Here is a 25,783-nt window from a genome sequence, read left to right on the forward strand (position 1 = left end):
TCGGTCATGGGTTACCCAACTCCTGCCGATGGCCGGACGTGGTCAGCGCCCGTGACGCGGCGCGGCCTCAGACGCCGGGCCGGGCCGGCCCGATGGCCTTGGCGAGGTTGATCCGCTCGGTGTTCACCTGGGAGAAGGAGGCACTGTACGGAATGTCCATGCCGGTGCTCTGCAGCCGCCGCGCGATCTCCTCGACGCTCATGGTGGGAAAGGCCTGCCTCATCACCGCGAACCCGCCGGTCACGTGCGGCGCGGCCATCGAGGTGCCGCTCAGCTCGGCCCAGGTGTCGTCGGGCACCGATGAGTTGATCTTGACTCCGGGCGCGAACACGTCCAGCATCGTGCCGCGGTTGGAGAACCAGGCGATCTGGTCGGTGTCGTCCGTGGCGCCCACCGTGATGGCGCTGGAGACGCAGGCCGGAGAGGCGACGCCGTCGTGGCCGGAGTTGCCCGCCGCCACCACGGGCGCGACACCGAGCGCCCGCAGGGCGTCGAACTGCGCCTTGTGCGCGCCGGCCCGCGGATCGTCGTCGCACGGGTGGGTGAAGATGCCGCCGCCGAAGCTCAGGTTGACCGCGGCGATGCGCAGTCTCTTCGCCGCCTTCTCGACGTACTCCAGTCCGAGCTTCTGGTCCGAGGTGTAGCTCAGGAAGCACGGAGCCGAACGGGCTCCCGCCGCCGAGCAGGCCGCGGCGCTGTTGATGCGGGTGAAGACCTGGATCGGCAGGATGGCCGCACCCGGCGCCACGCCGTTGGACGGAGCGCCCCGCACCATCGCGCCCGCCGCGATGCCCGCCACGTGCGAGCCGTGGCGGCACTGGTTGAGCCCGTCCGTGATGCACAGCGGGGTCTCGGCGTTCGCCGCGCCGCGGCCCGTCTGGCTGGGCTGCCCGTTCGGGCAGAGCGAGACGGCCTCGGCGCTCGGGTTCGCGGAGGAGAAGCAGGCCTCGTCCGCGATCCGGCCGGCGAAGAACGGATGGTCCTCGTCGATGCCGGTGTCGAGGACGGCGACCGTGGTGCCCTTGCCGGTCCAGCCCGCCGCGTTGGCCTGGTCGGAGCCGATCACCTTGGTGCTCTCGTCCAGGAACGCCGAGCTCAGCTCGTCCTTGTAGACGGATTTGACGCGGGGGTCGTTCCTGAGCCTGTCCAGGCACACGCCGTCGAGTTCGGCCACGAAGAAGTTCGGCGACTTCGCCGTCTCGATGATCCGCGCCGTTTCGGAGGCCGCGATGATGTCCCGGGCGACGGCCTCGGCGTCCTGGCCGGGATGCAGCTCGACGATCGAGCGGACGCGCAGCGTCGTCTTCATCTCCTCGACGAGCGCCGGGCTGATGAGCGGGCCACCGGCGCCGAGGCTGTCCGCGTGGCCCGCCTGGGCCGCGACGAGCGCGGCCGAGATCGTGGCGAGCGCGAGCATGCCGGTCAGCAGCGGTCGTAGCTTCACTGGTTCCTCCGTGGTGGGGTGAGCCGTATTGCCTGCTCAGTCCCCACGCACGTGAACCGTGATGTCGTTGTTTCCCAAGTGACGCATGTAAGCCAGTGAAACCTTTGCGCTACTTCGGCAGGACGCTCTTGGCCGCTTTCTTCAGCGCGGTGGTCGTGGACTTCGCGGAAAGCCGCACCTTCTCGGCGGACTTCAAGGTCGCGGTCCCGTTCGTTCCGTTGGCCCAGTTCAGCCAGCCCGTCAGCAGGGCGGCGTCCAGCTTCTCCCTGTTCGTCTTTTTGGCCTTCAGCACCCGGTACGCGGTGCCCAGGGATGACGCCTTGGTCAGCTCGGGGAAGACCGTGCTGGCCTTCTGCACCAGCTTCAGATAGCAGGTGAGCGTGGCGTCGGAGAGCTTGCCGCTGCTCCGGTGCACCTCCACGGCCCACTCCTTGGCCGTCAGGCGGGTGCCGGTCGTACCGCGCGTACAGACCGTGGCGGGAGCCGTGGGGGTGACGGTCACCGTCACGGTCACGGTGAGGGTCGGCACCGGGACCGGTGTCGTCGTGCTCGTCGCCGACGGCTCGGGCGACGGCGAGGGGCCGCTGCTGTCCGACGGGTCGGGCTCGGGGTCGGGGTCGGACGGGTCGGGGTCCTCGGGGGCCGGCGCCGGAGTCTGCGTGATGGGCGGCTGCGGGGTGCTGCCGGTCAGCGCGGCGAGCACGTCCAGGCGCGGCGTGGTGACCTGGGTCTCGCCGACCTGATAGACGTACGGGCGGCCGGCCGACTTGAGCTTGGTGATCAGGTCGGGCATCGAGGTCTGCGGGGACTGCGCCTTCAGCAGCGCCAGCGCGCCCGCCACGTGCGGAGTCGCCATCGAGGTGCCGCTGTAGACGGCCGTCTGGTCGTCGGGCACCGACGACTCGATGTCCACGCCCGGTGCGAACAGGTCCACCCCGGCTCCCCGGTTGGAGAAGTCGGCGATCGCGTCACTGTCGTCGTTCGCGCCCACGGCCACCGCGGAGCTGATGCAGGCGGGGAAGGAGGTGCCCTCGAAGTACTCGTTGCCGGCCGCGACCACGGTCGCGATGCCCTTGGCCAGCAGGGCGTCGATCTTCGGCTTGAAGATCGCGCCCTCCTCGCTGTCGTCGCACGAGGTCTCGGACAGCCCGCCGCCCAGGCTCAGGTTCACCGCGGCGATCGGCTGCGTCGAAGCGGCCACGTAGTCCAGGGCCAGCCGCAGCGACGACTCGTACGCCAGCAGGCACGACGCCTCGCCGCAGACCGACTCGTCGTCGACCCGGCTGAACACCTGCACCGCGACGATCCCCGCGCCGGGCGCGACGCCGCTGTCGCCCGCCGCGATGCCCGCGACGTGGGTGCCGTGCTCGCACAGGTTCACGCCGTTCGCCAGGCACTTGGCCGTCATGGCGTTGGCCGCGCCCTTGCCGGTCTGCGAGGTCTGGCCGTTCGGGCAGAGCGACTGCACGCCCGTGTCCACCGCGGAGAAGCACGCCTCGTCCACGATCCGGTTACCGAAGTTCGGGTGGTCCTCGTCGATGCCGGTGTCGAGCACGGCCACCGCCTGACCGGTGCCGGTGAAGCCCTGGGCGTGCGCCTGGTCGGCGCCGATCTGGACGAGGTTGTTGGCCGCCGTCGGGGGATAGGCGCGATCGCGGTGGATCGAGGTGATGCGCGAGTCCTCGGCGAGCGCGGCGAGCTCCTCGGCGGTGCCCTGGACCACGATGAACGGCTGGCTCTCCGGCCGAAGGACGACGTCCACGCTGTCGGCCGCCGCCTGGCTGGCGACGGGTGCGTTCTGCCCCGGGTCGGCCAGCTCGACGATGGCGCGCACGGTGCCGCCATCGAGAGCCAGACCGTCTTCGAGCTTCTCCTGGGACGCGCTCGGCGAGGGGGTCGCCGTAGGCGTCGGGTCGTCGGCGAAGGCCGGAGCAGCGGGCACCAAGGCCAGCAGGATCGCGCACACTACTAAGGGGCGAAGTCGCACGATCTTGGAGTTTAGGCGGATTTATCCGGCGCGCACAGGGGTGGCGCGCCTTTCTCAGCGAACTGGCATCAACTTCCCAGCCCGTCGTGACGCAGCCACACGGCGCCCAGCGGCGGCACCCGCAGCGTGGCGGAGTACGGCAGGCCATGCCAGGGCTCCTCGACGGCCTGGACCGAGCCCATGTTGCCGACCCCGCTGCCCCAGTATTCGTAGGCGTCGGTGTTGACGGTCTCCGCCCACTGCCCGCCGTACGGCAGGCCGAGCTGGTAGGTCTCGTACGGCCCGCCGCTGAAGTTGGCCACGCACGCCACCGCGGACCCATCGGTCGCATAGCGGACGAACGAGAACGTGTTACCCCGCGCGTCGTCGGCGTCGATCCAGCGGAAGCCCTCGGGGGACGCGTCCTGCTCCCACAGGGCCGGGTTCTCGCGATAGAGCCGGTTCAGGTCGCGGACCAGCCGCTGTACGCCCGCGTGCCCGTCGAACTCCAGCACCCACCAGTCGAGCCCGCGCTCCTCCGACCACTCCGAGCCCTGGCCGAACTCGCCGCCCATGAACAGCAGCTGCTTGCCCGGATGCGCCCACATGAACGCGAGCAGGGCCCTGAGCTGGGCGAACCGCTGCCATTCGTCGCCCGGCATCTTGCCCAGCAGCGAGCCCTTGCCGTGCACGACCTCGTCGTGGGAGAGCGGCAGCACGAAGTTCTCGGAGTAGGCGTACATGAGCGAAAAAGTCATCTGATGGTGGTGGTACTGGCGAAATATCGGCTCATGTCGTAGATAGCTGAGCGTGTCGTGCATCCAGCCCATGTTCCACTTGAAGCCGAATCCGAGGCCGCCCAGGTGCACGGGCCGCGACACACCCGGCCACGCCGTCGACTCCTCGGCCACGGTCGTGATGCCCGGAGCCTCCCGGTAGCAGACGGAGTTCATCTCCTTGAGGAACTCCACCGCGTCGAGGTTCTCCCTGCCGCCGTAGACGTTCGGCGTCCACTCGCCCTCGCGCCGCGAGTAGTCGAGATAGAGCATCGAGGCGACCGCGTCGACCCGCAGCCCGTCGATGTGGAACTCCTTCATCCAGTAGAGCGCGTTGGCGACCAGGAAGTTACGCACCTCGCGGCGGCCGAAGTCGAAGACGTAGGTCCCCCAATCGGGGTGCTCGCCGCGGGCCGGGTCGGCGTGCTCGTACAGCGGGGTGCCGTCGAAGCGGGCCAGCGCCCAGTCGTCCATCGGGAAGTGCGCGGGCACCCAGTCGAGCAGCACCCCGATCCCGGCCTGGTGCATCCGGTCCACCAGGTGGCGGAACTCGTCGGGCGACCCGAACCTCGCCGTCGGGGCGTAGTAGGAGGTCACCTGGTAGCCCCACGACCCGCCGAACGGGTGCTCGGCCACCGGCAGCAGCTCCACATGCGTGAAGCCCATGTCGTGGACGTAGTCGACGAGCTGGTCGGCCAGCTCCACGTAGGACAGGCCGGGCCGCCACGACCCCAGGTGCACCTCATAGACGCTCGCGGGGCCCCGCTGCGCGTCCTTCTCGGCGCGCTCGGTCATCCATGCGGCGTCGTCCCAGGTGTAGGCCGACTTCTCGACCACGGAGGCGGTCTGCGGCGGCACCTCGGTCCGCCTGGCCATCGGGTCGGCCTTGTCCCGCCACACGCCGTCGGCGCCGAGGATGTGGAACTTGTACCGCTCACCGGGCCCGATATCGGGAATGAACAGCTCCCACACGCCGGAGCGCCCCAACGAGCGCATCGGGTAGGCGGTGCCGTCCCAGTGGTTGAAGTCGCCGACGACCCTGACGCCACGCGCGTTCGGCGCCCAGACGGCGAACGCGGTGCCGTCGACGTCCTCGTGCCGCATCACGCGCGAGCCGAGCACCTCCCACAGCCGCTCGTGCCGCCCCTCGCCGATCAGGTGCAGGTCCACCTCCCCCAGCGTGGGCCAGTGACGGTAGGGATCACGCGCCTGGTACGGCTCGGCGCCTGCGTACTGGACGCTGAAGGCGTAGGGGGGCACCTTGTCGAGCCCCTTGACCGTGACCTCGAACACCCCATGGGCCTGGTGTTTCAGATCGTGGGCCGTTCCGTCGTCCATCACCACGCGCACCCGCTCAGCGAGCGGGCGCAGCGTGCGGAACGTGACACCCCCCTCGACGGGATGCGCTCCCAGCACGGAATGCGGATCGTGGTGCGCTCCGCCCGCGAGTCGGTCGAGCTCTGTCCTCATCGGCATGCTCCCACCTTGCCCTACGTCAACCCTCCAACCCAGGCCACTGCCCGCAATCACGGAGACAATCACCGAAAGTGCGGAATCTTGGGTTTATCGAGAGAAGCCGCCAGGGCGAAATGCCGCTTTGCGCTGGGTAGCGGATGGTCTGCGCCGACCACGCCTGCGTGCCCGGCGACGGCGACGAACAGGGCGAGCGCGAGTTGGAGAAACACCATCACTCCTGTGTGTACGGGAACGCCCACGAAGAGTAATGGTGAATCATTACCTTGACTGCCAAACCTGGATATTTGCAGGTCAGGAATGGTCTGTCGTGGCGGCCCGCGACCATCGCAGATCGAGCGCCACCCGGACCGCGGCCGCGATCCGATCGACGTCGCCGCGTTCCGCATCGGGCAGCGGCGCGCCCACCGACGCCCTGAGCGCGCCGGCCGTGTCCAGCAGCCGGGCCGCCTCCTCGTGCCGACCGCCGAGCGCCTGGGCTCCCGCCAGTCCTTCCATCGCGAGCGCGATCGCGCGTGGATCGCCCACCCGCCGCGCAACCGCCAGCCCCTCCCGCTGCCACTCCAGCGCGGCCGCCGCGTCCCCGCGCAGCTCGGCGACGAACCCCAGCTCGGCCAGGATCAACGCCGCCCCCGGCTCACCCGCCACCTGACGCACCCAGCGCAACCAACGGCGCAGCAGCCCTTCCGCCTCGTCGAGCCGTCCCTGCCGCCGCGCCACCAAGGCCAGCCCGACCTCGGCGAACTCCTCCAACGGCACATCCGACCTGGCGACGGCCAGCCGCCTGGCCCGCTCGTGCAGCTCCCGAGCCCCGTCGAGGTCACCGGTCAGCAGCGCCACCCGGCCCAGCCTGGACAGGGCACCCGACACCTCGCTCCACAGCCCGAGCTCCTCGGCGATGCGCAGCCCGTCGCGTCGCAGCTCCGCGGCCTGCTCGTAGTCGCCGGTGATCTCGGCCAGCGTGCCGAGGTTCTCGGCGGCCCGCATCACGCCCCACCGGTCGCCCACCTCGCGGAACAGCTCCAGCCCCCGCTCTCCGTCCCGCCTCAGCGCCGCCAGATCACCGCGCAGCAGCGCCCGCCTGGCCCGCAGACTCAGCGCCGCCGCCGTGCCCCACCGGTCGTCCGCGGCGAGGAAGGACTCCATGGCGCTGTCCAGGTAGGCGTCGGTGGCCGCCGGGTCGTCGTAGCCGTACAGCGTGAAGGCCAGGAACCACTGCGCCCTGGCCCGGCGCGCCGGATCCGCGATGTCGGCCAGTCGTTCCAGGTCGGGAGCCCGCCCCTGCCCCGCCAGCATCCGCAGCCCGGCCAGCCAGATACGGGCCTGCGCGTCGTCGGCGACGGCCAGCACCGCCTCAAGTGCCCGCTGCCCCTCACCGAGCCTGCCACGCAGCACCCAGTACCAGGCCAGCGCATTCACCAGCCGGACGGCGTCTTGCGGGGCGGTGAGGCGGAGTGAGGTCTCGATCGCGGTGCGCAGGTTGGCGGCGTCGGCGTCGAGGAGCGCGAGCCACCGCGGTTGCTCGGGTCCGCGTAGGCCGGGCTCGGCGCGTTCCGCCAGGTCGGCGTAGTGGCGGGCGTGCCGCAGCCGGACCGTCACCGTCTCGTCCGCCTCGGACAGCCGTTCCAGGCAGTACGCGGCCACCGACTCCAGCAGCCGGTACCTGCCGCCCGGCACCCGTACCACCAGCGACCTGTCCACCAACCTGGCCAGCAGGTCGAGCACGTCCAGGCCGGGTTCGGCGCAGACCGCCTCGGCGGCTTCGAGCGTGCACCCGTCGGCGTGCACGGCCAGCCGCCGCAGCACCAGCCGCTCGCCCTCGGTCAGCAGCTCCCAGCTCCAGTCGATCATCGCCCGAAGCGTCCGCTGCCTCGCGGGCGCGCCCCGATGCCCCGTGGCCAGCACCCGGAACCGGTCGTCGAGCCGGGCGGCGAGCTGGCGCGGGGTGAGCGCGCGCAGCCGGGTGGCGGCCAGCTCCAGCGCGAGCGGGATCCCGTCGAGCCGCGCGCAGATCTCCGCCACGCCGTCGTCACCCGCCTCGATGCCCGCCCGCGCCGCGAGCAGCTCCGCGGCGGCCTCCGGCCCGAGCGGCGGCACACTCCACAGCACCTCACCGGGGACACGCAGCGACTCCTGGCTGGTCGCCAGCACGCGCAGCTCGGGCGCGGCCCGCAACAGCCGCTCGGCCAGCTCGGCGACCTGTTCGACCACGTGCTCGCAGTTGTCGAGGACGAGCAGCGTCGCGCGGGTACGCAGCGCGGCGGCGAGCCGGTCGACCGCCGACCCAGGCAGATCGTCCCTGACGCCCAGCACCGACGCCACCGCCTCAGCCACCACACCCGGCTCAGCGGGCGGTGTGATCGCCGCCAGCTCGACCAGCCACACCCCTCCGGGAAACGACCGACCGGGCTCGGCCGCGGCCTCCAGGGCAAGCCGGGTCTTACCCACCCCACCCGGCCCGCTCAACGTAACGAGCCGCCCGCCCCGCAGCAGCGCCCGCACCTCGGCCACCTCCACGCCCCGCCCGATCAGCCCGGTGAGCGACGCGGGCAGATTCGTCCCCGGCGGCCCGCCAACCGGTCCGGCCACCCCGGCACGCGGCAGGCCCACAGCCGGTCCAGTCGCCTCGGAGTGCGGCAGCCCCGCGTCCGGCGCGGCCGGGCCCGCAAGTGGCGCGGGTCGTTCGCCATGCGGGAGGTCCCCGGCCGGTCCGGGCGGCTCGGAGTGCGGCAGATCCGTGTCCGGCGCGGCCGGGCCGAGGGGTGGTGGACCGGAGGGCGGGGGAGTGGGGCGGGGTGGGGCGAGGGTGGGGTCCTGGCGGAGGATTGCCGTGTGCAGGGCCGTCAGTTCGGGCGCGGGGTCGATGCCCAGCTGGTCCGCCAGCAGTTCGCGCAGCTGTCCGTACCCGGCCAGCGCCTCGCTCTGCCGCCCGGCCCGGTACAGCGCCCGCAGATGCGCGGCCCGCAGCCGTTCGCGTAGCGGGTGCGCGGCCACCAGGCCGGCCAGCTCGGCCGCCAGGGCCCCGTGGTCGCCCAGGTCCAGCCGGGTCTCGGCCAGCTCCTCCAGAGCCACCAGGCGCTGTTCCTCCAGCCGGGCCGCGGCCGCCTGGGCGAAGTCGCCGAACTCGGCGTACGGAGTCCCCCGCCACAGGCCCAGCGCCTCGGTGAGCAGCGCCTGCCGTACCAGCGGATCGTCGCTCCGCCCGGCGCGGGCGAGAAGGGACTGGAACAGGTCAGCGTCCACCGCCTCCGGGGACACCGCGAGCAGGTACCCCGGCGGCCGGAAGACCACCAGCGAGCGGTCGCCGAGCGCCCGGCGCAGCTGGGAGACCTTGACCCGGAGCGCGGCGAGCGCGTCGCCGGGCGGCCGGTCGCCCCACAGGTCGTCGATGAGCCGGTCGGTGGAGACCGGCCGGCCGCGGTGCGCCAGCAGGTCGGCGAGCAGCGCGCGGACCTTGGCTTCGGGCACCTGGACCGGCTGCCCGTCCGGCGTCCACACCGAGAGGGGGCCCAGCACCCCGAATCTCATCAACCCCCCGTAATCCAGTCCGAATCCGACCATAACCCCCGGCCAGCAGTGTGGAAGCCGTCAACGGAAAGGACTGCTCAGCATGCGTATCTCTATTCTCGGCCTGGGGCTCATGGGTCAGGCATTGGCCCGGACGCTGGTGAAGGCCGGTCACAGCGTCACCGTGTGGAACCGTACGGACGGCAAGGCAGATGGTTTGGGCGCCACCAGCGTGGCGACCCCGGCGGAGGCGGTCGAGGCCAGTCCGCTGGTGATCGTCTGCGTGCTCGACTACGCGGCCGTACGGGAGATCCTCGGCTCGGTCCAGTTGGACGACCGCGTCCTGCTGAACCTCACCAACGGCCGGCCCGCCGAGGCCAGGGAGCTGGCGGAGTGGGTGGCCGCGCGCGGCGGCGACTACCTGGACGGCGGCATCATGGCCGTGCCCCAGATGATCGGCACGCCCGGCGCGCTGATCCTCTACAGCGGTTCGCAGCCCGCCTTCGAGCGGTACGAGCAGGCGCTGGGCGCGCTGGCCAGGCCGCGCTACCTGGGTGCGGACGCGGGGCTCGCGCCGCTGTACGACCTGGCCATGCTCACCGGCATGTACGGCCAGATCGCCGGGTTCCTGGAGGCGGCGGCGCTGATCGCCTCGGAGAAGCGGCCAGTGGCGGAGTTCACCTCGGAGCTGCTGGTGCCGTGGCTGACCGCGATGGCCACGATGCAGCCCCGGTTGGCGGCCGACATCGAGGCGGGCGACTACGCCACCGACGTTTCCAACCTGGAGGTCAACCGGGTCGGCATGGTCAACCTGCTCCGCGCCTTCGAGGAGCAGGGGGTGAAGCCGGATCTGCTGCTCCCCATGAAGGACATCCTTGACAGGCGGGTGGCGGCCGGCCACGGTGCCCAGGGCCTGGCGGGCCTGATCGAAGAGTTGCGTTAGCGGCGGAAGGCGGCCATCGGGATGCTGATCCACGAGGGCCGGTTGCGGGCCTCGTACACCACCTCGTACACCGCCTTCGACAGCTCGAACGCCCGCAGCAGGGCCGCGTCCGCCGAGGTGATCACCCCGCCGCCCTCGGCGTAGCCCTCCAGGAAGGCGTGCCGGTTGCGGTCGGCCCACTCGGCGGCCCGCGGCTCCAGCGACTCGGGCTCCGAGTGGTCGGCCAGCAGGTGCCTGGCCGCGTAGTCGAACGAGCGGAGCATCCCGGCCACGTCACGCAGCGGGGACGACAGCGCCCGGCGTTCGGCCAGGGGCTGGCCCGGCTCGCCCTCGAAGTCGAGCACCACCCAGCCGATCGGGGTACGCATCACCTGGCCGAGGTGGTAGTCGCCGTGCACCCGTTGTACGGGCACCTCGACGGTCAGTTCCTCCACCTGGTGATAGGCGTCCTCCAGCGCGTGGACGTGCTCGCGCAGCTCCGGCACCTCGCCCACGGCCCGGCCCAGCCGCCGCCGGAAGCCCTCGGCCATCCGCTTGACCTCGTGCACCTCGATCACGTCCGTGGGGAAGGCGCCGGCCAGCTCCCGGTGGACGTGGGCGGTGGCCTCGCCGAGCCGGTGCGCCTCGGCGGCGAAGTCGCCGCCGACGTCGGCCGCCGAGAGCTCGGGCATCGAGGCGTACAGGTCGCGCACGCTGGCCAGAGCCAGGTCCCAGCCGTCGTTGGCGGTGGACAGGTACTCCTGCATGATGGCGAGCGTCGTGGGTGTGCCGTCGAGGTCGGTCTCGATCCAGCCGTACGGCTTGGCGATGTGCGGGGATTCGCGGACGGCCAGCGCGGTGATGATCTCCAGCTCCGGGTTCACGCCGGGGATCAGGCGGCGGAAGAACTTGCAGATGTAGGCGTCCCCGTACACGAGCGAGGTGTTGGACTGCTCGGCGCCGAGCACCAGGCTGCGCGGTGAGGTGTCGATCGTGACGCCGGGCAGGTGCCGGAAGCGCACGGCGTCCCAGCCGGAGCCCTGGGCCATGCACTCCAGGACCCAGTGGGTCAGGGCCTGGTCGTGGACGGCGTCGTAGACGTACCACTCGTGATGGCCGGGGCCGTCATCGAAGGCGTAGTGGCCGTGCGTGCCGATCAACGCGTGTTTCAGCCGGTCGGGCAGCTCGGTGCGCATACCGAGCATGATCTGGTAGCGGTCTCGCGAGGCGCCCTGCCACACCGACACGATCAGGTGGCGTAGTCCCGGGTCGTCGGCGTAGATCACTACGTCCGACTCGATCGACAAGGAGTCGATCGCGCGCCCCTTGCCGCCGAACCATCGTTGGCGACTGATCCATGCGGCAAGGAGCTCGTCAAGCACGTCTTACTCCTCCTGGGTGATTGCCGGTGGGAGTGTGAACCAGTAGAAACCATGCCCGGGAAGCGTCAAAAGATACGGAAGTTCGCCAATTGCCGGAAATGGTACCCCACCCATCGTCTCAACAGGTGAGACGCCGACGAATCTGCGCAGGTCAAGCTCGACCGGCTGGGGGAAGCGCGAGAGGTTGTTGACGCAGAGCATCCGGTCGTCGCCCAGCTCTCGGACGAACGCGAGCACGCTCGGGTTGGAAGAGTTGAGCTCGATGAACTCACCCAGGCCGAACACCGGGTGCCGCTTACGGATCTCGATCATGCGCTTGGTCCAGTGCAGCAGCGAACCGTTGTTCTTCTGGTGCGCCTCGACGTTGAGTCCCTGGTAGCCGTAGATCGGGTCCATGATGACCGGCAGGTAGAGCCGCCCGGGGTCGCAGTCGGAGAATCCGGCGTTGCGGTCGGGGTCCCACTGCATGGGCGTGCGTACGCCGTCGCGGTCGCCGAGCCAGATGTTGTCGCCCATGCCGATCTCGTCGCCGTAGTAGAGCACCGGCGAGCCGGGCAGCGACAGGAGCAGCGCGGTGAACAGCTCGATCTGGTTGCGGTCGTTCTCCAGCAGGGGCGCCAGGCGCCGCCGGATGCCGACGTTGGCCCGCATCCGCGGGTCCTTGGCGTACTCGGTGTACATGTAGTCACGTTCCTCGTCCGTGACCATCTCGAGCGTCAGCTCATCATGGTTCCGGAGGAAGATCCCCCACTGGCAATGTTCCGGAATCTTCGGCGTTTGGGCCAAAATTTCGGAAATGGGGTAGCGCGATTCCCGGCGTACGGCCATGAAGATGCGCGGCATCAGCGGGAAGTGGAACGCCATGTGGCACTCGTCGCCGCCGCCCACTGGATCGCCGAAGTACTCGACCACGTCCGACGGCCACTGGTTGGCCTCGGCGAGCAGCACCCGGTCGTTGTAGAGCCGGTCGACCTCCTTGCGGATCCGCTTGAGGTACTGGTGCGTGCGCGGCAGGTTCTCGCAGTTGGTGCCCTCCTCCTCGAAGAGGTACGGCACGGCGTCCAGGCGGAACCCGTCGATGCCCAGGTCGAGCCAGAAGCGGAGCACCTCCAGCATCGCGTCCTGCACGGCCGGGTTCTCGTAGTTGAGGTCCGGCTGGTGGTGGAAGAAGCGGTGCCAGTAGTACTGGCCGCGGACCTGGTCATAGGTCCAGTTGGACGTCTCGGTGTCGATGAAGATGATCCGGGCGTCGGGGTAGGCGTTGTCGTTGTCCGACCAGACGTAGAAGTCGCCGAACGGCCCTTCCGGATCGTGGCGGGCGGCCTGGAACCAGGGGTGGGCGTCGCTGGTGTGGTTCATCACCAGGTCGGCGATGACGCGCATGCCACGTTTGTGGGCCTCGTCGACCAGCTTCACGAAGTCTCCCAGGTCGCCGAACTCCGGCAGGATCTTCATGAAGTCGGCGATGTCGTAGCCGCCGTCGCGCAGCGGTGACTCGTACAGCGGCAACAGCCACAGACAGTCGACGCCGAGCCACTGCAGGTAGTCGAGCTTGCCGATCAGACCTTTGATGTCACCGGTGCCGTCGCCGTTGGAGTCGGCGAAGCCCCGGATCAGGACCTCGTAGAAGACCGCGCGCTTGTACCAGTAAGGATCGTGCGGCTTCTCGTCGTCGAAGGGATTGGGAATGGGTGTGGAGCTCATGAGCACTCCCTCGTGCTCATGAAGGAGGCGCTTTCACACACGTTGAAGACTCCCCGCTGAATTCTGTTCTACCGTGGCGCGGCTCGTACGGTGAAGATGTGGACAGGCTGGATGTGGGGATCGAGGCGAACGTAGTTGTTCTGCCGCCAACGATACGACTCGCCCGAAAGCTCGTCGTCCACCACGAACTCGGCATTCCAGTCGAGACCGATCGCCGGCATGTCCAGCTCGACCGTGGCCTCGTGGGTGTGGTGTGGGTCGAGGTTGATGACCGCCAGAACGACGTCGCCCAGCCCGTGCCGTCGTGTGGCCGGGTCGTAGGCGCCCGGCAGCCGCTTGGAGAAGCACACGATGTCCGGTTGGTCGACCTGGTGGAACCGTAGATTACGCAACTCCTGCAGCGCCGGATGGGCTCTTCGGAACAAATTCAGGTGAGTGATGAAAGGCGCCAGGCTCCACCCTGCCCGCTCAGCCGCCGCCCAGTCGCGAGGTCTGTACTGATATTTCTCACTATCTAGGTATTCCTCACTACCCGGACGGACAGGGACATTCTCCCCCAGCTCGTACCCCGAGTAGACGCCCCAGGTGGGCGAGGCGAGCGCCGCCAGCGCGGCCCGGATGCGGAAAGCCGGGTTACCGCCGTGCTGTAGGTATTCGTGAAGAATGTCCGGAGTGTTGACGAACACGTTGGGCCGCAGGAAGTGCGAGGTCTCCCCGGCCAGCTCGGAGAGGTACGTCTCCACGTCGTGCTTGGAGTTCTTCCACGTGAAGTACGTGTAGGACTGGTGGTAGCCCACCTTGGCCAGCGTCTGCAGCATCGCCGGCCGGGTGAACGCCTCGGCCAGGAAGATCACGTCAGGGTCGGTCGTGTGGATGTCGGCCAGCAGCCGCTCCCAGAACCCCACCGGCTTGGTGTGCGGGTTGTCCACCCGGAAGATCCGCACGCCGTGGTCCATCCAGTGGCGCAGGACCCGCTTCACCTCGGTGTAGATGCCGACGGGGTCCTTGTCGAAGTTGACCGGGTAGATGTCCTGGTACTTCTTCGGCGGGTTCTCGGCGTAGGCGATCGTGCCGTCGGCCCTGATCGTGAACCACTCCGGATGCTCCTTGACCCACGGATGATCGGGGGAGCACTGCAGGGCGAAGTCGAGCGCGACCTCCATGCCCAGCTCGCGGGTACGGGCGGTGAACTCGTCGAAGTCCTCGATCGTCCCCAGGTCGGGGTGGATCGCGTCGTGGCCGCCGTCCTCCGAGCCGATCGCCCAGGGCGAGCCCGGCTCGTCGGGCTCGGGGCTCAGCGTGTTGTTGCGCCCCTTGCGGAAGGTGTGGCCGATGGGGTGGATCGGCGGCAGGTAGACGACGTCGAAGCCCATCTTGGCGATCGCGGGCAGGCGCTTGGCCGCGGTCTGGAAATTTCCGGACTTGGAGATGCCCAGGTCGCTGACGACCGCGCCCTCGGACCTGGGGAAGAACTCGTACCACGAGCCGTACAGGGCCCTGCGCCGGTCCACCCTGATCTTCCGCGGCCGCGCCCTGGTCACCAGGGCGCGCAACGGATGCGCCTCCAGCAGCGCCGCCGTCTCCGGCAACTGCGCGATGGACAGCCGGGCCCGCGGGTCGAGCTGCTCGTCGCGGAGCGTGGCGGCGATGCCCAGCAGCGCGGCGCGGTGCCCGCACGCGCTGTCACCGTTGCCGTTCCCGTTCCCGTTCCCGTTTCCATTGCCGGGGGCGGGACAATCGGCCTGCCGTACGGCCCTGGCCGCCCGCTCGAACAGCCGGGCGCCCTCCTCGCACATGAGGTCGGTGTCCATGCCACGCGGGATCTTGATCTCCGCGTCGTGCAGCCACGTGGCGAAGGGGTCGCTCCACGCCTCAACCCGGAACAGCCAGTCACCCTCGGTCGGCAGGCACACGCTGATGCCCCACCTGTCGGTGCCCGGCGCGAGCTCGCGCATCGGTCTCAGGCGACCGCGCTGCCCATCGGGCGCGGTGAGCACCACGCCCGCGGCCACGGCGTCGTGGCCCTCTCGGAACACGGTCGCCGAGACCTGGAAGGTCTCGCCGGCGACCGCCTTGGCGGGCCACTGCCCGCAGTCGACGACGGGGGAGATGTCCGTGATGGGAATTCGTCCGATCATCGCATTTCAAGGTTGCGACGGCACGCTCGGTACCGCCGGAGGCTTCCGTGGTAGGAACGATCCTTGCATGTAAATTGTGGGCAGCAGTGGAGGACCTCCCGAGTGTCCCCAGGAGAACCAACATTGGGGGAAGTTGCCCAAATAGTTCCTCTTCATGCTTCTTCTCGGAAGGGGTTTGAACGGCCTTGCTGGAGGTGAGGGACTCAGAGGTCCCTCCTAGCCCATAGGGTTCGAAAACGTGAGAGCAATCCGCCGGTTCACCGTCCGCACCGTCCTGCCCACGGAGCTGGCCTCCCTCGGCGAGCTCGTGCACAATCTGCGTTGGTCATGGCATCCGGAGACGACCGACCTCTTCGCCGAGGTCGACCCCCGCCTCTGGGAGCAGGTAGGCCACGACCCGGTCGCCCTGCTGGGCGCCGTCGACCACGCCAGGCTTGCCGAGTTGGCCGCTGACCGCCGCTTCCTACGGCGTCTCGCCGACGCCGCCGACGACCTGCGCGAATACATGACCGCGCCGCGCTGGTACCAGACACTGCCCGACGCCGCGCACGCCATCGCCTACTTCTCCCCGGAGTACGGCATAGCCGCCGCCCTCCCGCAGTATTCGGGCGGCCTGGGCATCCTGGCCGGAGACCACCTCAAGACCGCCAGCGACCTCGGGGTGCCGATCCTCGCGGTCGGCCTGCTGTATCGCCACGGCTACTTCACCCAGTCGCTCTCGCCAGAGGGCTGGCAGCTGGAGCACTATCCGTCGCTCGACGCGGGCGGCCTGCCGCTGACCCTCCTGAAGGAGGAGGACGGCACACCCGTCAAGATCCGCATCTCCCTGCCCGACGATCGGGTGCTGCACGCGCAGCTCTGGGTGGCGCAGGTGGGCCGGGTGCCGCTGCTGCTGCTCGACTCCGACGTGGCCGACAACGACATCGCGGCCCGCGACGTCACCGACCGCCTCTACGGCGGCGGTACCGACCACCGGCTCATGCAGGAGCTGCTCCTGGGCGTCGGCGGCGTACGGGCGATCCGCGCGTACTGCCGCATCACCGGGCACGCCGACCCCGAGGTGTTCCACACCAACGAGGGCCACGCCGGTTTCCTCGGCCTCGAACGCATCCGCGAGTTGACCGAGTCCCGCCTGTCCTTCGACGAGGCGCTGGAGGCCGTACGCGCGGGCACGGTCTTCACCACGCACACGCCGGTGCCCGCGGGCATCGACCGGTTCCCCGTCGACATGATCGAGCGCCAGTTCGGCGGCGGCAACGCCTGGCCGACCGTGCCCGTCGAGCGCATCCTCGCGCTCGGCGCCGAGGAGCAGCCCGGCCGGTTCAACATGGCGATCATGGGCATGCGGCTGGCCCAGCGGGTCAACGGCGTGTCCGAGCTGCACGGCGCGGTCAGCCGCGAGATGTTCAAGGGACTGTGGCCCGGCTTCGACCTCGACGAGGTGCCGATCGGCTCCATCACCAACGGCGTCCACGCGCCCACCTGGGTCGGTCGCGAGCTCATGGAGCTGGCCGGTCGTGAGCTGCCCTCGCTGATCGAGCGGGCGCGTGGCTGGGAAGGCGTCCAGAAGGTCCCGGACGCAGACCTGTGGGACATCAGAGGCACGCTCCGGCGGCGCCTCGTCGAAGGGGCCAGGGTCAGGCTGCGCCAGGCGTGGCGCGACCGCGGCGCCTCCGACGCCGAGCTCGGCTGGATCGACGACGCGCTCGACCCCGACGTGCTGACGATCGGGTTCGCCAGGCGCGTACCGTCCTACAAGCGGCTCACGCTCATGCTGCGCGATGCCGAGCGGCTGACAGACCTGCTGCTCGACAGCGACAAGCCGGTCCAGATCCTGATCGCGGGCAAGGCCCACCCCGCCGACGAGGGCGGCAAGAAGCTGATCCAGCAGATCGTCAAGTTCGCCGACCGGGCCGATGTGCGGCACCGCATCGTGTTCCTGCCCGACTACGACATGGCGCTCGGCCAGCTGCTCGTCCAGGGCTGCGACGTGTGGCTGAACAACCCGCTCCGGCCGCTGGAGGCCTCCGGCACCTCGGGCATGAAGTCGGCGCTGAACGGCGGGCTCAACCTGTCGATCCGCGACGGCTGGTGGGACGAGTGGTACGACGGCACCAACGGCTGGGCCATCCCCACCGCCGACGGGGTGACCGACCAGGACCGGCGCGACGAGCTGGAGGCCGCCGCCCTCTACGACCTGATCGAGCACGAGGTGGCCGACCGCTTCTACGACCGGGCCGGTGACGGGCTGCCGCGCCGCTGGCTGGAGATGGTCAAGCACACGCTCACCTCGCTCGGCCCCAAGGTGCTCGCGGGCCGGATGCTCCGCGACTACGTGGTCGGGCTGTACCTCCCCGCCGCGCTGTCGGCCCGCGCGCTGTCGGCCGACTCCTACGCCGCGGCCAAGGGGTTCGCCGCCTGGCGGGTGCGTGTCGCACGGGCCTGGCCGGGAGTCCGGGTCGAACACGTGGAGGTGTCGGGCATCGGTGACGCCCCGGAGGTCGGGGCGGCGCTCGAACTGCACGCCACGGTCGCGCTCGGCGACCTGGAGCCGGGCGACGTCCTGGTCGAGGCCGCCTACGGCCGGGTGGGGCCGCACGACGAGCTGGTCCACCCCGCGTACATGGCGCTGCGGACCGACGGTTCCGACGACGACGGCCGGGCCCACTACGCGGGCGTGATCCCGCTGGACCGCACCGGCCCGTTCGGCTACACGGTCCGGGTGGTCCCGCATCACGCGCTGGCCGCCTCCCGTGCCGAGCTCGGTCTCATCGCCGTTCCCGAGGAACCCGCCGGCATGACCAACGGCGTGTTCCGGTGAACGGTCCGGCTGGATCGCGCAATAGGGAAAATGCTCGGGGAGCGTCATAATCGGGACCGTGGTGGACGACAGCGGGAACGGCCTGCGGGCAGACACTCTGGTGGCGACGGTCCGAGGTGTGCTTCCGTCCTTGACCCCGGCCGCGCAGACGGTCGCCCGGCTCATCCTGGAAGACCCGGCGACGGTGGCTCGGAGCACGATCACCGAGCTGTCCGCCGCCTCGGGCACCAGCGAGGCGACGATCGTCCGCACGGCCAGGCTCCTGGGCTTCGCCGGCTACCCGCAGCTACGCCTCGCCCTGGCAGCGGCGGCCGCCCAGCCCGACCGGCTGGTGCCCGGCGACCTGGCGCCCGACGACCCGCTGTCGGAGGTCATCCAGAAGGTGGCCAGGGCCGAGTCGGAGGCGATCAACGACACGGTCGCCCAGCTCACCTCGGAGCGCCTCGGCCTGGTCGTCGACGCCATCGTCGGCGCCAGGCGGATCGACGCCTACGGCGTGAGCGCCTCCGGGCTGGTGGCCGAGGACGTGGCCCAGAAACTGCTGCGCATCGGGCTGTCCAGCCACGCCTTCCAGGACGTCCACCTGGCGCTGGTCAGCGCCGTGCTGCTCAAGCCCGGCGACGTGGCGATCGGCATCAGCACGTCGGGCGAGACGCCCGACGTGCTCGAACCGCTGTCGCGAGCGCGGGAGGCCGGCGCGACGACCGTCGCCATCACCAACAACCCGCGCTCGTCGATCGCGGAGCTGGCCGAACACGTGCTGATCTCGGCCGGGCGCGAGACGGAGTTCCGTCCCGGCGCCCTGGCCAGCCGGATCAGCCAGCTCCTCGTCGTCGACTGCGTGTTCGTCGGCGTCGCCCAGCGCACCTTCGACTCCTCTCAGGAGGCGTTGCAGAGCACCAGGCGCGCCGTCAAGGAGTTCACCAGGCGAGCGACACCCGTACGTCGTCAGCCTTGACGAACATCACCCGGTGCCCGAACTGGATCTGCAGGTACTTCGTCTTGCCCTTGACCACCTTGTGGCTCGCCTCGTCGAAGGTGACCGCCCGGTAGTACTCGTTGGCCGCCTCTCCTGCCAGCGTGTACTTCTCGCCGGCCGAGAACTTGTACTGCAGCGGGGTGACCGCCTGGTACGGGATGTCGGCCGGGTAGGCCTCCTGCTCCGGGTACGCCCTGCCGAACACCGGGACGGTCGCCAGACCCGGCTTCGGCGTGACCACCAGGCCCGCGGACGGGACGGCGGTCGGCTTCGAGGCCGGGTTGTAGAACCAGCCCTTCTGGCCGAGGTACCAGATCGCGGTCCAGTCGCCCTGGCGTTCCGCCACGGCGAACCGCTGGCCGGTGCTCGCCCTGGCGCTGTGGTCGTACACGCTGTAGAGCGAGTCGTTGGTGCCGGTCGGGTGCTTGCCGATGTCCTTGATCAGCGGTGCGTCGTCGCGCGGCTCGGTACGCAGCCACACGGTGCCGGCGCTGAGGGGCGGGCAGGCGTTCTCGGGGTTCTTGCGGTCGCAGCCGTAGAAGTACGGCTTATTGGTGGCGAAGTCGGGCCTGATCATGATCGAGCCCGCCTTGGGGCCGCCGAACCCATGCAGCGGTGCGCCGATCAGGTCGAAGTAGTGCTTCCAGTCCCAGAACGGGCCCGGGTCCTCGTGCATGCCCCGCACCGTGGTCGGCAGCGTGCCCGGCACGTTGTCGTGGCCCAGGATGTGCGCCCGGTCGAGCGGGATGTCGTACCGGAGCGCCAGGTAGCGTACGAGCTTGGCGGACGAGCGGTACATCGCCTCGGTGTACCAGGTGCTGCCCTCGGCCAGGAAGCCCTCGTGCTCGATGCCGATGGACTTGGCGTTGATGTACCAGTTGCCGGCCTGCCAGGCGACGTCCTTGCCCTTGATGTGCTGGGCGATGTGACCGTCGGTGGAGCGCACGGAGTACTGCCAGCTCGCGCCGTAGTTGACGTCCTGGTTCAGCCCGATCGACGGGCCGAAGTAGCCCTCCATGTCATGGATGACGATGTACTTGATCTTCTGGCTGACGGGCCGGTTCGCCAGGTCGTAGTGCCCGTAGCCGCCGTTCGGCTTCTGCGCGTAGGCCGAGGGGATCCACTCGCAGGAGATCGACCTCGGGCACTCGACGCCGTCGCGGCGCGGCGGCCTGAGGCCGAGCTTCTCCAGCCACTTCTCGATCCGGTCCAGGCCGGGGATGGGCGTGAGCTTGACCTGCTGCCCGTCGTCGGTGACCCGCTCGGCGCCGTCCTCGATCGTGCTGTAGACCTCGTCGGCGAAGACCTTGGCCGCCTCGGACTCGTCGGCGCCCGAGTACTTGGCGACCGCGCCGTACCACTCGCCCGGGTCGGCGCTCAGTGGCGCGCCGATCGACTTCTGGTAGTCGGCCAGCAGCGCCGCGCCGCCCCTGATGTTCGCGGCGGCGTCTGTCCGCAGCGCCTCGTGGCTCTGACCGGTCAGCTCGGCGGCCTTGTCCATGGTCTTGAGCGAGGCCGGGATCTCCGTGGGCGCGACCGTCGTCGCTACCGGGGCCAGCGGCCTGCCGTCGTCGCCGCGCGCGTCCTCCTCGCCCTCGCCGTGGTGGTTGGACCCGGTGAAGGCGGCCGCGTCGGTCAGGTGCATGGGGCCGAACCCGGCGTCGTTGCTGGGCTGCCCGGCGTGGGCGTCCCAGCGCGACTCAAGATAGGAGACACCGAGCAGCACGCTCTCCGGAACCTGGAACTCCTTGGCCGCCGCGGCGAACGCCGCCTGCCGGTCGGGGGGTTCCTCGGCAGTGGTGCCGGCCGCCGGTGTCATGTTGACTAATGGCAGGAGGGCGACCACCGCGATCGCCAGCGCTCTGCGCATCTACTGCTCCTCGACTGGGGGAATGACGGAGTCAGCGTTTCAACATTTTCCTTCTCTGGCGAGAGCTTTGCGAAGATATTTTTCAGCAGTTAACGCCCTATGGTGGGGCGGGTGACGTCGATCGTGACCGGTGCGGCCGGATTCATCGGCCGTGCGCTGACGTCGGCCCTGCTGTCGTCCGGCTCACCGGTCGTCGCCATCGACCGCCGGCCGGTCGAGGAGCGGCCGGGGCTCACCGTGATCACGGCCGATCTCTTGGACGTTTCTGATGTTTTTTCCGACGCCGATGCGGTCTATCACCTGGCCGGGTGTGCGGGTGTGCGTGACGCCGCTCCTGGGATCGGGTGGCGGCGTCAGCGGGACAATGTGCTGGCGGGCGCGCGGGTGCTGGCGCTGACGCCGCCTGGCGTCCCGCTCCTGGTCACGTCGTCGAGTTCCGTGTACGGCGGAGCGTTGCGCGGCCGGTCCGGCGGGGAATCGGATCCGGGTGGTGGGGTGTCGCGCGGCCGGTCCGGCGCGCAGTTCGGCGCCGTTCGCCCCAGCGCGGAGTCGGATCCGCTTCGTCCCATTGGCGGCTATGCCATGAGCAAGGTCGCGCTGGAGCGACTCTGTCGTGACCGTCCCGGCGTCACGATCGTCCGGCCGTTCACCGTCGCCGGGGAGGGGCAGCGGCCCGACATGGCGCTGTCGGTATGGCTGCGCGCCGCCCAGGAGGGCCGCCCGCTGCGCGTGCTCGGCTCGCTCGACCGTACCCGCGACATCACCGACGTACGGCAGGCCGCCCGCGCGATGATCGAGCTCATCGGCGTCCCCGGCATCGTGAACCTCGGCACGGGCCACGGCCAGACCCTCCGGTCCATGGCGGAGGCGGTGGCCACGGTGACCGGGGCCTCGCTCACCTTCGACGTCGTACCCGCGCCGCCTGACGAGCCCGGCGACTCGCTGGCCGACACCCGCCGCCTCCACTCGCTGCTCGGCTGGACCCCGCGTACCGACCTGCTGGACCTGGTCCGCCGTCAGCAGCTTGTAGTGTCCTGAGCATGGGTGAGTTCGTACACGTAGAAGTGGCCGACCAGATCGCCACGATCAGACTTGACCGTCCCAAGATGAACGCCCTCAACAGCCAGACGCAGCGAGAGCTCGGCGAAGCGGCCCGAGCCGTCGACGCCGACCCCGAAGCGCACGCCGTCGTCGTCTACGGCGGCGAGCGGGTCTTCGCGGCCGGGGTCGACATCAAAGAGATGGTCGTCATGTCCTATGCCGACATGGCTGCCCACTCCCGCGCGCTCCAGGGCTGCTTCACCGCGGTCGCCGCCATCGGCAAGCCCGTCATCGCAGCCGTCACCGGTTACGCCCTGGGCGGCGGCTGCGAGCTGGCCCTGTGCGCGGACTTCCGGGTGGCGGGGGAGTCGGCCAAGCTGGGGCAGCCGGAGATCCAGCTCGGCCTCATCCCCGGTGCGGGCGGCAGCCAGCGCCTTCCCCGCCTGATCGGGCCCGCCCGGGCCAAGGACCTGATCTACTCCGGTCGGCACGTGGCGGCCGCGGAGGCGCTGGCGATCGGGCTGGTGGATCGGGTGGTGCCTGACGCCGAGGTGTATGCGGCGGCGCTGGCCTGGGCGGGAACCTTCACGGGTGGGCCGGCTGTGGCGCTGCGGGCTGCCAAGCAGGCGGTGGATCAGGGGTTGGAGGTTGATCTGGATACGGGGTTGGAGATCGAGCGGCTGCAGTTCTCCGGGCTTTTCGCCACGGATGACGCGAAGATCGGGATGACGGCTTTCGCGGACAAGGCCCAGCCGAAGTTCACGGGACGCTGACGGGCGGGCTCGCCAACACGAGTGTCGGCCGGGCGCTGACGGGCAGGCTCGCCTCCACGAGTGTCGGCCGGCGACGCCCGAACTCACTGCGGGCCCCGCGATCTTCCTGCGGGCCCGCGATCGAAGGTCGGTGTCGGTCGCCCCGTGCTCGGGGTGACCGGCGCTTTTATTCGGCGCTGAGAGTGACCGTCGCTTTCGCCCGGCGCCCGAGATGACGGCTGCCTTCACTCGGCGCTGGGGGTGGCCGCTACCTTCACTCGCGGCTCGGGATGTCCGGCGCCGTCACCGGTGCCCCCCAATGACGACGGTCGTGAGCGCTCGGGGCTGGAGGGTCACGGTCCCGCCGGTGACCGGGCTCGCGGCGAGGGAGTTGGCGTTGTCCGTCACGTACGCGGTGACCCGCCCGTACACACCCTTCCACGTCACGGCGGCGGTGCCGGTGTTGAGCACCTCGACCACCTGAGAGCCGTCGGCGTTGCGAAACGCTGAAACTTTCAGCGCCGGATCGCCCGCCACCGCATCCACCCGCACCGCGCCCGGCCGAATGAACCGGCTGTAAGCCGCCAACGCCCACAGCCGCTTGGACACGTGATACGTACCCGCGGCCTCGTCGATCTGGAGCAGCGCCCGGGTGGCGCCGCGCGAGGCGCCCAGCCAGTAGACGTAGCCGCTGACGTTGCCGAGCGTGAGCGCGTCATGAACCGCCTGCGCGATCGTGAACCCGTCGTAACCGCTGCCGTCGTCCCAGCTCTCGTTCCAGGTGGAGCCGTTGGGGTTCCACTCAGACATCCAGGCATTTCCGCTGGTCGGCAGCGGTCCGTCCACCGGGCTGGCGTACGTGTGGCCGGTGTGCGTCTTCACCCAGCGGCGAGCCTGGGGGTCGGCCTCGATCGCGGCGGTGTACGCCTTCGCCTCGGTCCAGCCGAACGAGTCGCAGCAGGCCACCTTGAGCCCCTTGACGTCCTTGGCGATCGGGCCGAGCACCTTGACGAACTCGGCGGCCTGCTGCGGGGTGAACCGCATCGAGGCGTACGTCGCCGTCCAGTCGGGCTCGTTGGTGAAGCCGAGGTCCGTGATCCTGATGCCCTCCCGGGCATAGAACTTCGCGTATTGCACCAGGTAACGGGCGTAGGCCTGCTGCCACTCCGGCTTCAGCGTGCCGCCGTTCTTGTCGTCGCCGTTGTCCTTCATGTACGCGGGCGCGCTCCAGGCGTCGGCGAAGAACCGCTGGACGCCGTACCCCTTGGCCGCCTTCGCCACCCAGACCTGGCTGTTGTCCTCGCCGTCCCAGACGTACTTGGGCGGTGCGTCCGGCCCGCCCGGGTCCTCGGGCTGGATCGAGACCATCTGGTCGTACGGGCTGCCCACGGGAGCGGAGCCGATGCCGAGCCGCAGAATGCTGAGCCCGGCACCCTTGTCGCGGTTGAACCACAGGTCGAGAATCTCCCGCTGCTGCTCTTCGCTGAGCGCCCGGACCAGCTCGTTGCGCCGGAACGCCTGGGAGATCCCGAACCCGTCGATCCCCTGGTGCCGGACACGGTCGTGCACGGTGATCGCGGGAGGATCCACCTGGTACGGGGCCTGCAGGGTAGGCAGACCGAGCAGGGTGACCGCGACAACGCCTCGTAACATACCGCCTCCGAAACTTTCGGAACCACCGCGATAATTTCGCTCCCGGAAACGTAAACACGTACGAGCCCTTCGTCAACCACCCGCCCACCCACTAAGGGCTCGCCATCGGCGCTTCGCGCCCTGGAAGCTCGGCGCCCTTCTTTAGGCGCTCACGCGCACCGCAAGGCCCTCCGCTCCGCTCCGGACGTTCTTCTGGGGGCGCCTCCGGCGCACAATGGGCTTCGCCATGGGCGCTTCGCGCTCGGGACTCAGACGTTTCTTCCAGTCGGGCCAAGGGCCCGACCCCTGAAGGCCCTCGCTCCGCTCGGACGCCCACCTGAGCGCGGGCTCCGCCCGCGCACGCTTCGCCACTGGTTAGCTGGGTCTGCCGAGAAGATGTCCTGTGACAGGAGATCGTCCTCAGGGCTGGGCTCTGACCTGGTGTGAGGAATCTTGAATGGCGAACTGATGGAGCCCAGAGGCGTTGGGCTGCCCAAGAAGCCGAGAGTTTCGCCAGTGGATCTTGCTCAATCTTGTTTGTCGTAGGGTGCCGATGCGTTTCCAAACAGCACAGCTAGCGGCCGGGTTTTTCCCAGGTCAGCGAGTACCGGCGGAGCACGTGCCGGCGATAGCGCATGCCAGGCAGTAGTAGTCGCGCCGCGGCCCGCACTTGTCCGTAGCTCATCTGTGGGTCGGTGGCCGGCATTCCCTCCGGGCCGTGCGCGCGGCGCAGTACCTTGGTGATCCGCACGACGGGAGCAGCCGCGATCGTCACTGCCCACTCCGCCGGGGTCGTCTCGCGGGCCAGGCCGACTACCACCAGCGTGCCGCCGGGGCGCAGCATCTGGCGCATGCGGGTCAGGGCCGACTCGAAGTCCATGTGATGGATCGCAGATACCGAGCAGATGAAGTCGTAGCCTGCAGCGGGGAGGTCGGCGGTAAGGAAGTCACCCTCGAAGAAGGTGAGATCCGGGTGGCCGGAAGCGAGTTCACGGGCGCGGGCGATCATCTGTGGCGAGTTGTCGATGCCGGTGACGCGCTTTGCCCGCTCGGTCAGCTTCCGCGCGAGGAGGCCGTCCCCGCAGCCGACGTCCAGCGCATCGCCGCATCCCTCGGGGACGGCGCGGAGGATGCCCGGGTGCCGGGCGACATTGGTGTTCCAGTAGGGCTTCGGGTCGGCCTGGCGCATCGGATCATCGTAGGGGCGTAGTGGCAGCAACCGAGCTTGATCGCTGGCTGGGCACTGCGGTGGTAAGCGCGTGGCCCGCACCGGGGAGAGCAACCAGGGCCACGGCGAGGTATCGGTAACAGCCTGAGTGTCCGTTTCTCGGAGTGACTGTTCCGGGGGCAAGGGGGCCTGGAGAGGCGTCCGGGGA

General features: G+C 69.7%; 16 protein-coding genes. 5 read left to right on the forward strand and 11 right to left on the reverse strand.

The genetic code is table 11. The annotated features are described in order from the left end of the window. Positions 1 to 67: 67 nt before the first annotated feature. The 5 genes from AB0B91_RS50185 to AB0B91_RS50205 all read right to left on the reverse strand — a co-directional run bounded on the left by AB0B91_RS50185 (position 68) and on the right by AB0B91_RS50205 (position 9,187). A complete protein-coding gene (locus AB0B91_RS50185) occupies positions 68 to 1,444 on the reverse strand; it encodes a S8 family serine peptidase (RefSeq protein WP_358337139.1) in 1,377 nt (458 codons plus the stop codon). A 109-nt stretch (positions 1,445 to 1,553) separates the two neighbouring features. Further along, complete coding sequence (locus AB0B91_RS50190; protein WP_358337142.1) at positions 1,554 to 3,431, reverse strand: S8 family serine peptidase; 1,878 nt, start codon at positions 3,429 to 3,431, stop codon at positions 1,554 to 1,556. Positions 3,432 to 3,499: 68 nt separating this feature from the next. Next, complete coding sequence (gene glgB / locus AB0B91_RS50195; protein WP_358337198.1) at positions 3,500 to 5,656, reverse strand: 1,4-alpha-glucan branching protein GlgB; 2,157 nt, start codon at positions 5,654 to 5,656, stop codon at positions 3,500 to 3,502. Positions 5,657 to 5,724: 68 nt separating this feature from the next. Continuing rightward, entirely contained in the window at positions 5,725 to 5,874 is a 150-nt protein-coding gene (locus AB0B91_RS50200) for a hypothetical protein (RefSeq protein WP_358337144.1), read from the reverse strand. A gap of 79 nt (positions 5,875 to 5,953) precedes the next feature. After that, positions 5,954 to 9,187, reverse strand: coding sequence for a BTAD domain-containing putative transcriptional regulator (locus AB0B91_RS50205; RefSeq protein WP_358337147.1), 3,234 nt, complete (start codon positions 9,185 to 9,187; stop codon positions 5,954 to 5,956). Positions 9,188 to 9,269: 82 nt separating this feature from the next. Here AB0B91_RS50205 and AB0B91_RS50210 point away from each other — a divergent pair, with 82 nt between their 5' ends. Then, positions 9,270 to 10,109 (forward strand): NAD(P)-binding domain-containing protein, encoded by an 840-nt coding sequence (locus AB0B91_RS50210; RefSeq protein WP_358337150.1) that lies wholly within the window; start codon positions 9,270 to 9,272, stop codon positions 10,107 to 10,109. Here AB0B91_RS50210 and AB0B91_RS50215 read toward each other — a convergent pair. From AB0B91_RS50215 to AB0B91_RS50225, 3 genes are all read right to left on the reverse strand, one after another. Further along, complete coding sequence (locus AB0B91_RS50215) at positions 10,106 to 11,470, reverse strand: aminoglycoside phosphotransferase (RefSeq protein ID WP_358337153.1); 1,365 nt, start codon at positions 11,468 to 11,470, stop codon at positions 10,106 to 10,108. The two genes, AB0B91_RS50210 and AB0B91_RS50215, sit on opposite strands and share 4 nt — an antisense overlap. Positions 11,471 to 11,473: 3 nt before the next feature. Next, entirely contained in the window at positions 11,474 to 13,174 is a 1,701-nt protein-coding gene (gene treS, locus AB0B91_RS50220; RefSeq protein WP_358337156.1) for a maltose alpha-D-glucosyltransferase, read from the reverse strand. A gap of 68 nt (positions 13,175 to 13,242) precedes the next feature. Then, positions 13,243 to 15,312 (reverse strand): alpha-1,4-glucan--maltose-1-phosphate maltosyltransferase, encoded by a 2,070-nt coding sequence (locus AB0B91_RS50225; RefSeq protein ID WP_358337158.1) that lies wholly within the window; start codon positions 15,310 to 15,312, stop codon positions 13,243 to 13,245. A gap of 238 nt (positions 15,313 to 15,550) precedes the next feature. Here AB0B91_RS50225 and glgP point away from each other — a divergent pair, with 238 nt between their 5' ends. Both glgP and AB0B91_RS50235 read left to right on the forward strand, forming a co-directional pair. Continuing rightward, positions 15,551 to 18,133 (forward strand): alpha-glucan family phosphorylase, encoded by a 2,583-nt coding sequence (gene glgP / locus AB0B91_RS50230; protein ID WP_358337161.1) that lies wholly within the window; start codon positions 15,551 to 15,553, stop codon positions 18,131 to 18,133. A gap of 58 nt (positions 18,134 to 18,191) precedes the next feature. Next, a complete protein-coding gene (locus AB0B91_RS50235) occupies positions 18,192 to 19,091 on the forward strand; it encodes a MurR/RpiR family transcriptional regulator (RefSeq protein WP_308127249.1) in 900 nt (299 codons plus the stop codon). Here AB0B91_RS50235 and AB0B91_RS50240 read toward each other — a convergent pair. Further along, complete coding sequence (locus AB0B91_RS50240) at positions 19,054 to 20,982, reverse strand: N-acetylmuramoyl-L-alanine amidase (RefSeq protein ID WP_358337164.1); 1,929 nt, start codon at positions 20,980 to 20,982, stop codon at positions 19,054 to 19,056. The genes AB0B91_RS50235 and AB0B91_RS50240 overlap by 38 nt on opposite strands. Before the next feature lie 111 nt (positions 20,983 to 21,093). On the opposite strand from AB0B91_RS50240, the gene AB0B91_RS50245 reads away from it, so the two are divergent. Both AB0B91_RS50245 and AB0B91_RS50250 read left to right on the forward strand, forming a co-directional pair. Then, positions 21,094 to 22,020 carry an NAD(P)-dependent oxidoreductase gene (locus AB0B91_RS50245; protein WP_358337167.1) on the forward strand — a complete coding sequence of 309 codons (927 nt, stop codon included), beginning with the start codon at positions 21,094 to 21,096 and terminating at the stop codon, positions 22,018 to 22,020. 2 nt (positions 22,021 to 22,022) lie between these two features. Beyond that, positions 22,023 to 22,796 carry an enoyl-CoA hydratase-related protein gene (locus tag AB0B91_RS50250; protein WP_358337170.1) on the forward strand — a complete coding sequence of 258 codons (774 nt, stop codon included), beginning with the start codon at positions 22,023 to 22,025 and terminating at the stop codon, positions 22,794 to 22,796. A 282-nt stretch (positions 22,797 to 23,078) separates the two neighbouring features. Here the strand turns inward: AB0B91_RS50250 and AB0B91_RS50255 are convergent, their stop codons facing one another. Both AB0B91_RS50255 and AB0B91_RS50260 read right to left on the reverse strand, forming a co-directional pair. Further along, positions 23,079 to 24,428 carry a glycoside hydrolase gene (locus AB0B91_RS50255; protein ID WP_358337173.1) on the reverse strand — a complete coding sequence of 450 codons (1,350 nt, stop codon included), beginning with the start codon at positions 24,426 to 24,428 and terminating at the stop codon, positions 23,079 to 23,081. A 553-nt stretch (positions 24,429 to 24,981) separates the two neighbouring features. After that, positions 24,982 to 25,596, reverse strand: a complete 615-nt coding sequence (locus AB0B91_RS50260; RefSeq protein ID WP_358337176.1) for a class I SAM-dependent methyltransferase — start codon at positions 25,594 to 25,596, stop codon at positions 24,982 to 24,984. Between the last annotated feature and the right edge of the window lie 187 nt (positions 25,597 to 25,783).

This window comes from Nonomuraea sp. NPDC049141, from assembly GCF_040648415.1.
GTDB lineage: Bacteria > Actinomycetota > Actinomycetes > Streptosporangiales > Streptosporangiaceae > Nonomuraea.

Coding starts and splice junctions, on each gene's coding strand:
- glgB (WP_358337198.1), bottom strand. CDS start 5,656: ATGAGGACAGAGCTCGACCGACTCGCGGGCGGAGCGCACCACGATCCG.
- AB0B91_RS50200 (WP_358337144.1), bottom strand. CDS start 5,874: ATGGTGTTTCTCCAACTCGCGCTCGCCCTGTTCGTCGCCGTCGCCGGG.
- AB0B91_RS50205 (WP_358337147.1), bottom strand. CDS start 9,187: ATGAGATTCGGGGTGCTGGGCCCCCTCTCGGTGTGGACGCCGGACGGG.
- AB0B91_RS50210 (WP_358337150.1), top strand. CDS start 9,270: ATGCGTATCTCTATTCTCGGCCTGGGGCTCATGGGTCAGGCATTGGCC.
- treS (WP_358337156.1), bottom strand. CDS start 13,174: ATGAGCTCCACACCCATTCCCAATCCCTTCGACGACGAGAAGCCGCAC.
- AB0B91_RS50225 (WP_358337158.1), bottom strand. CDS start 15,312: ATGATCGGACGAATTCCCATCACGGACATCTCCCCCGTCGTCGACTGC.
- AB0B91_RS50240 (WP_358337164.1), bottom strand. CDS start 20,982: ATGCGCAGAGCGCTGGCGATCGCGGTGGTCGCCCTCCTGCCATTAGTC.
- AB0B91_RS50250 (WP_358337170.1), top strand. CDS start 22,023: ATGGGTGAGTTCGTACACGTAGAAGTGGCCGACCAGATCGCCACGATC.
- AB0B91_RS50255 (WP_358337173.1), bottom strand. CDS start 24,428: ATGTTACGAGGCGTTGTCGCGGTCACCCTGCTCGGTCTGCCTACCCTG.
- AB0B91_RS50260 (WP_358337176.1), bottom strand. CDS start 25,596: ATGCGCCAGGCCGACCCGAAGCCCTACTGGAACACCAATGTCGCCCGG.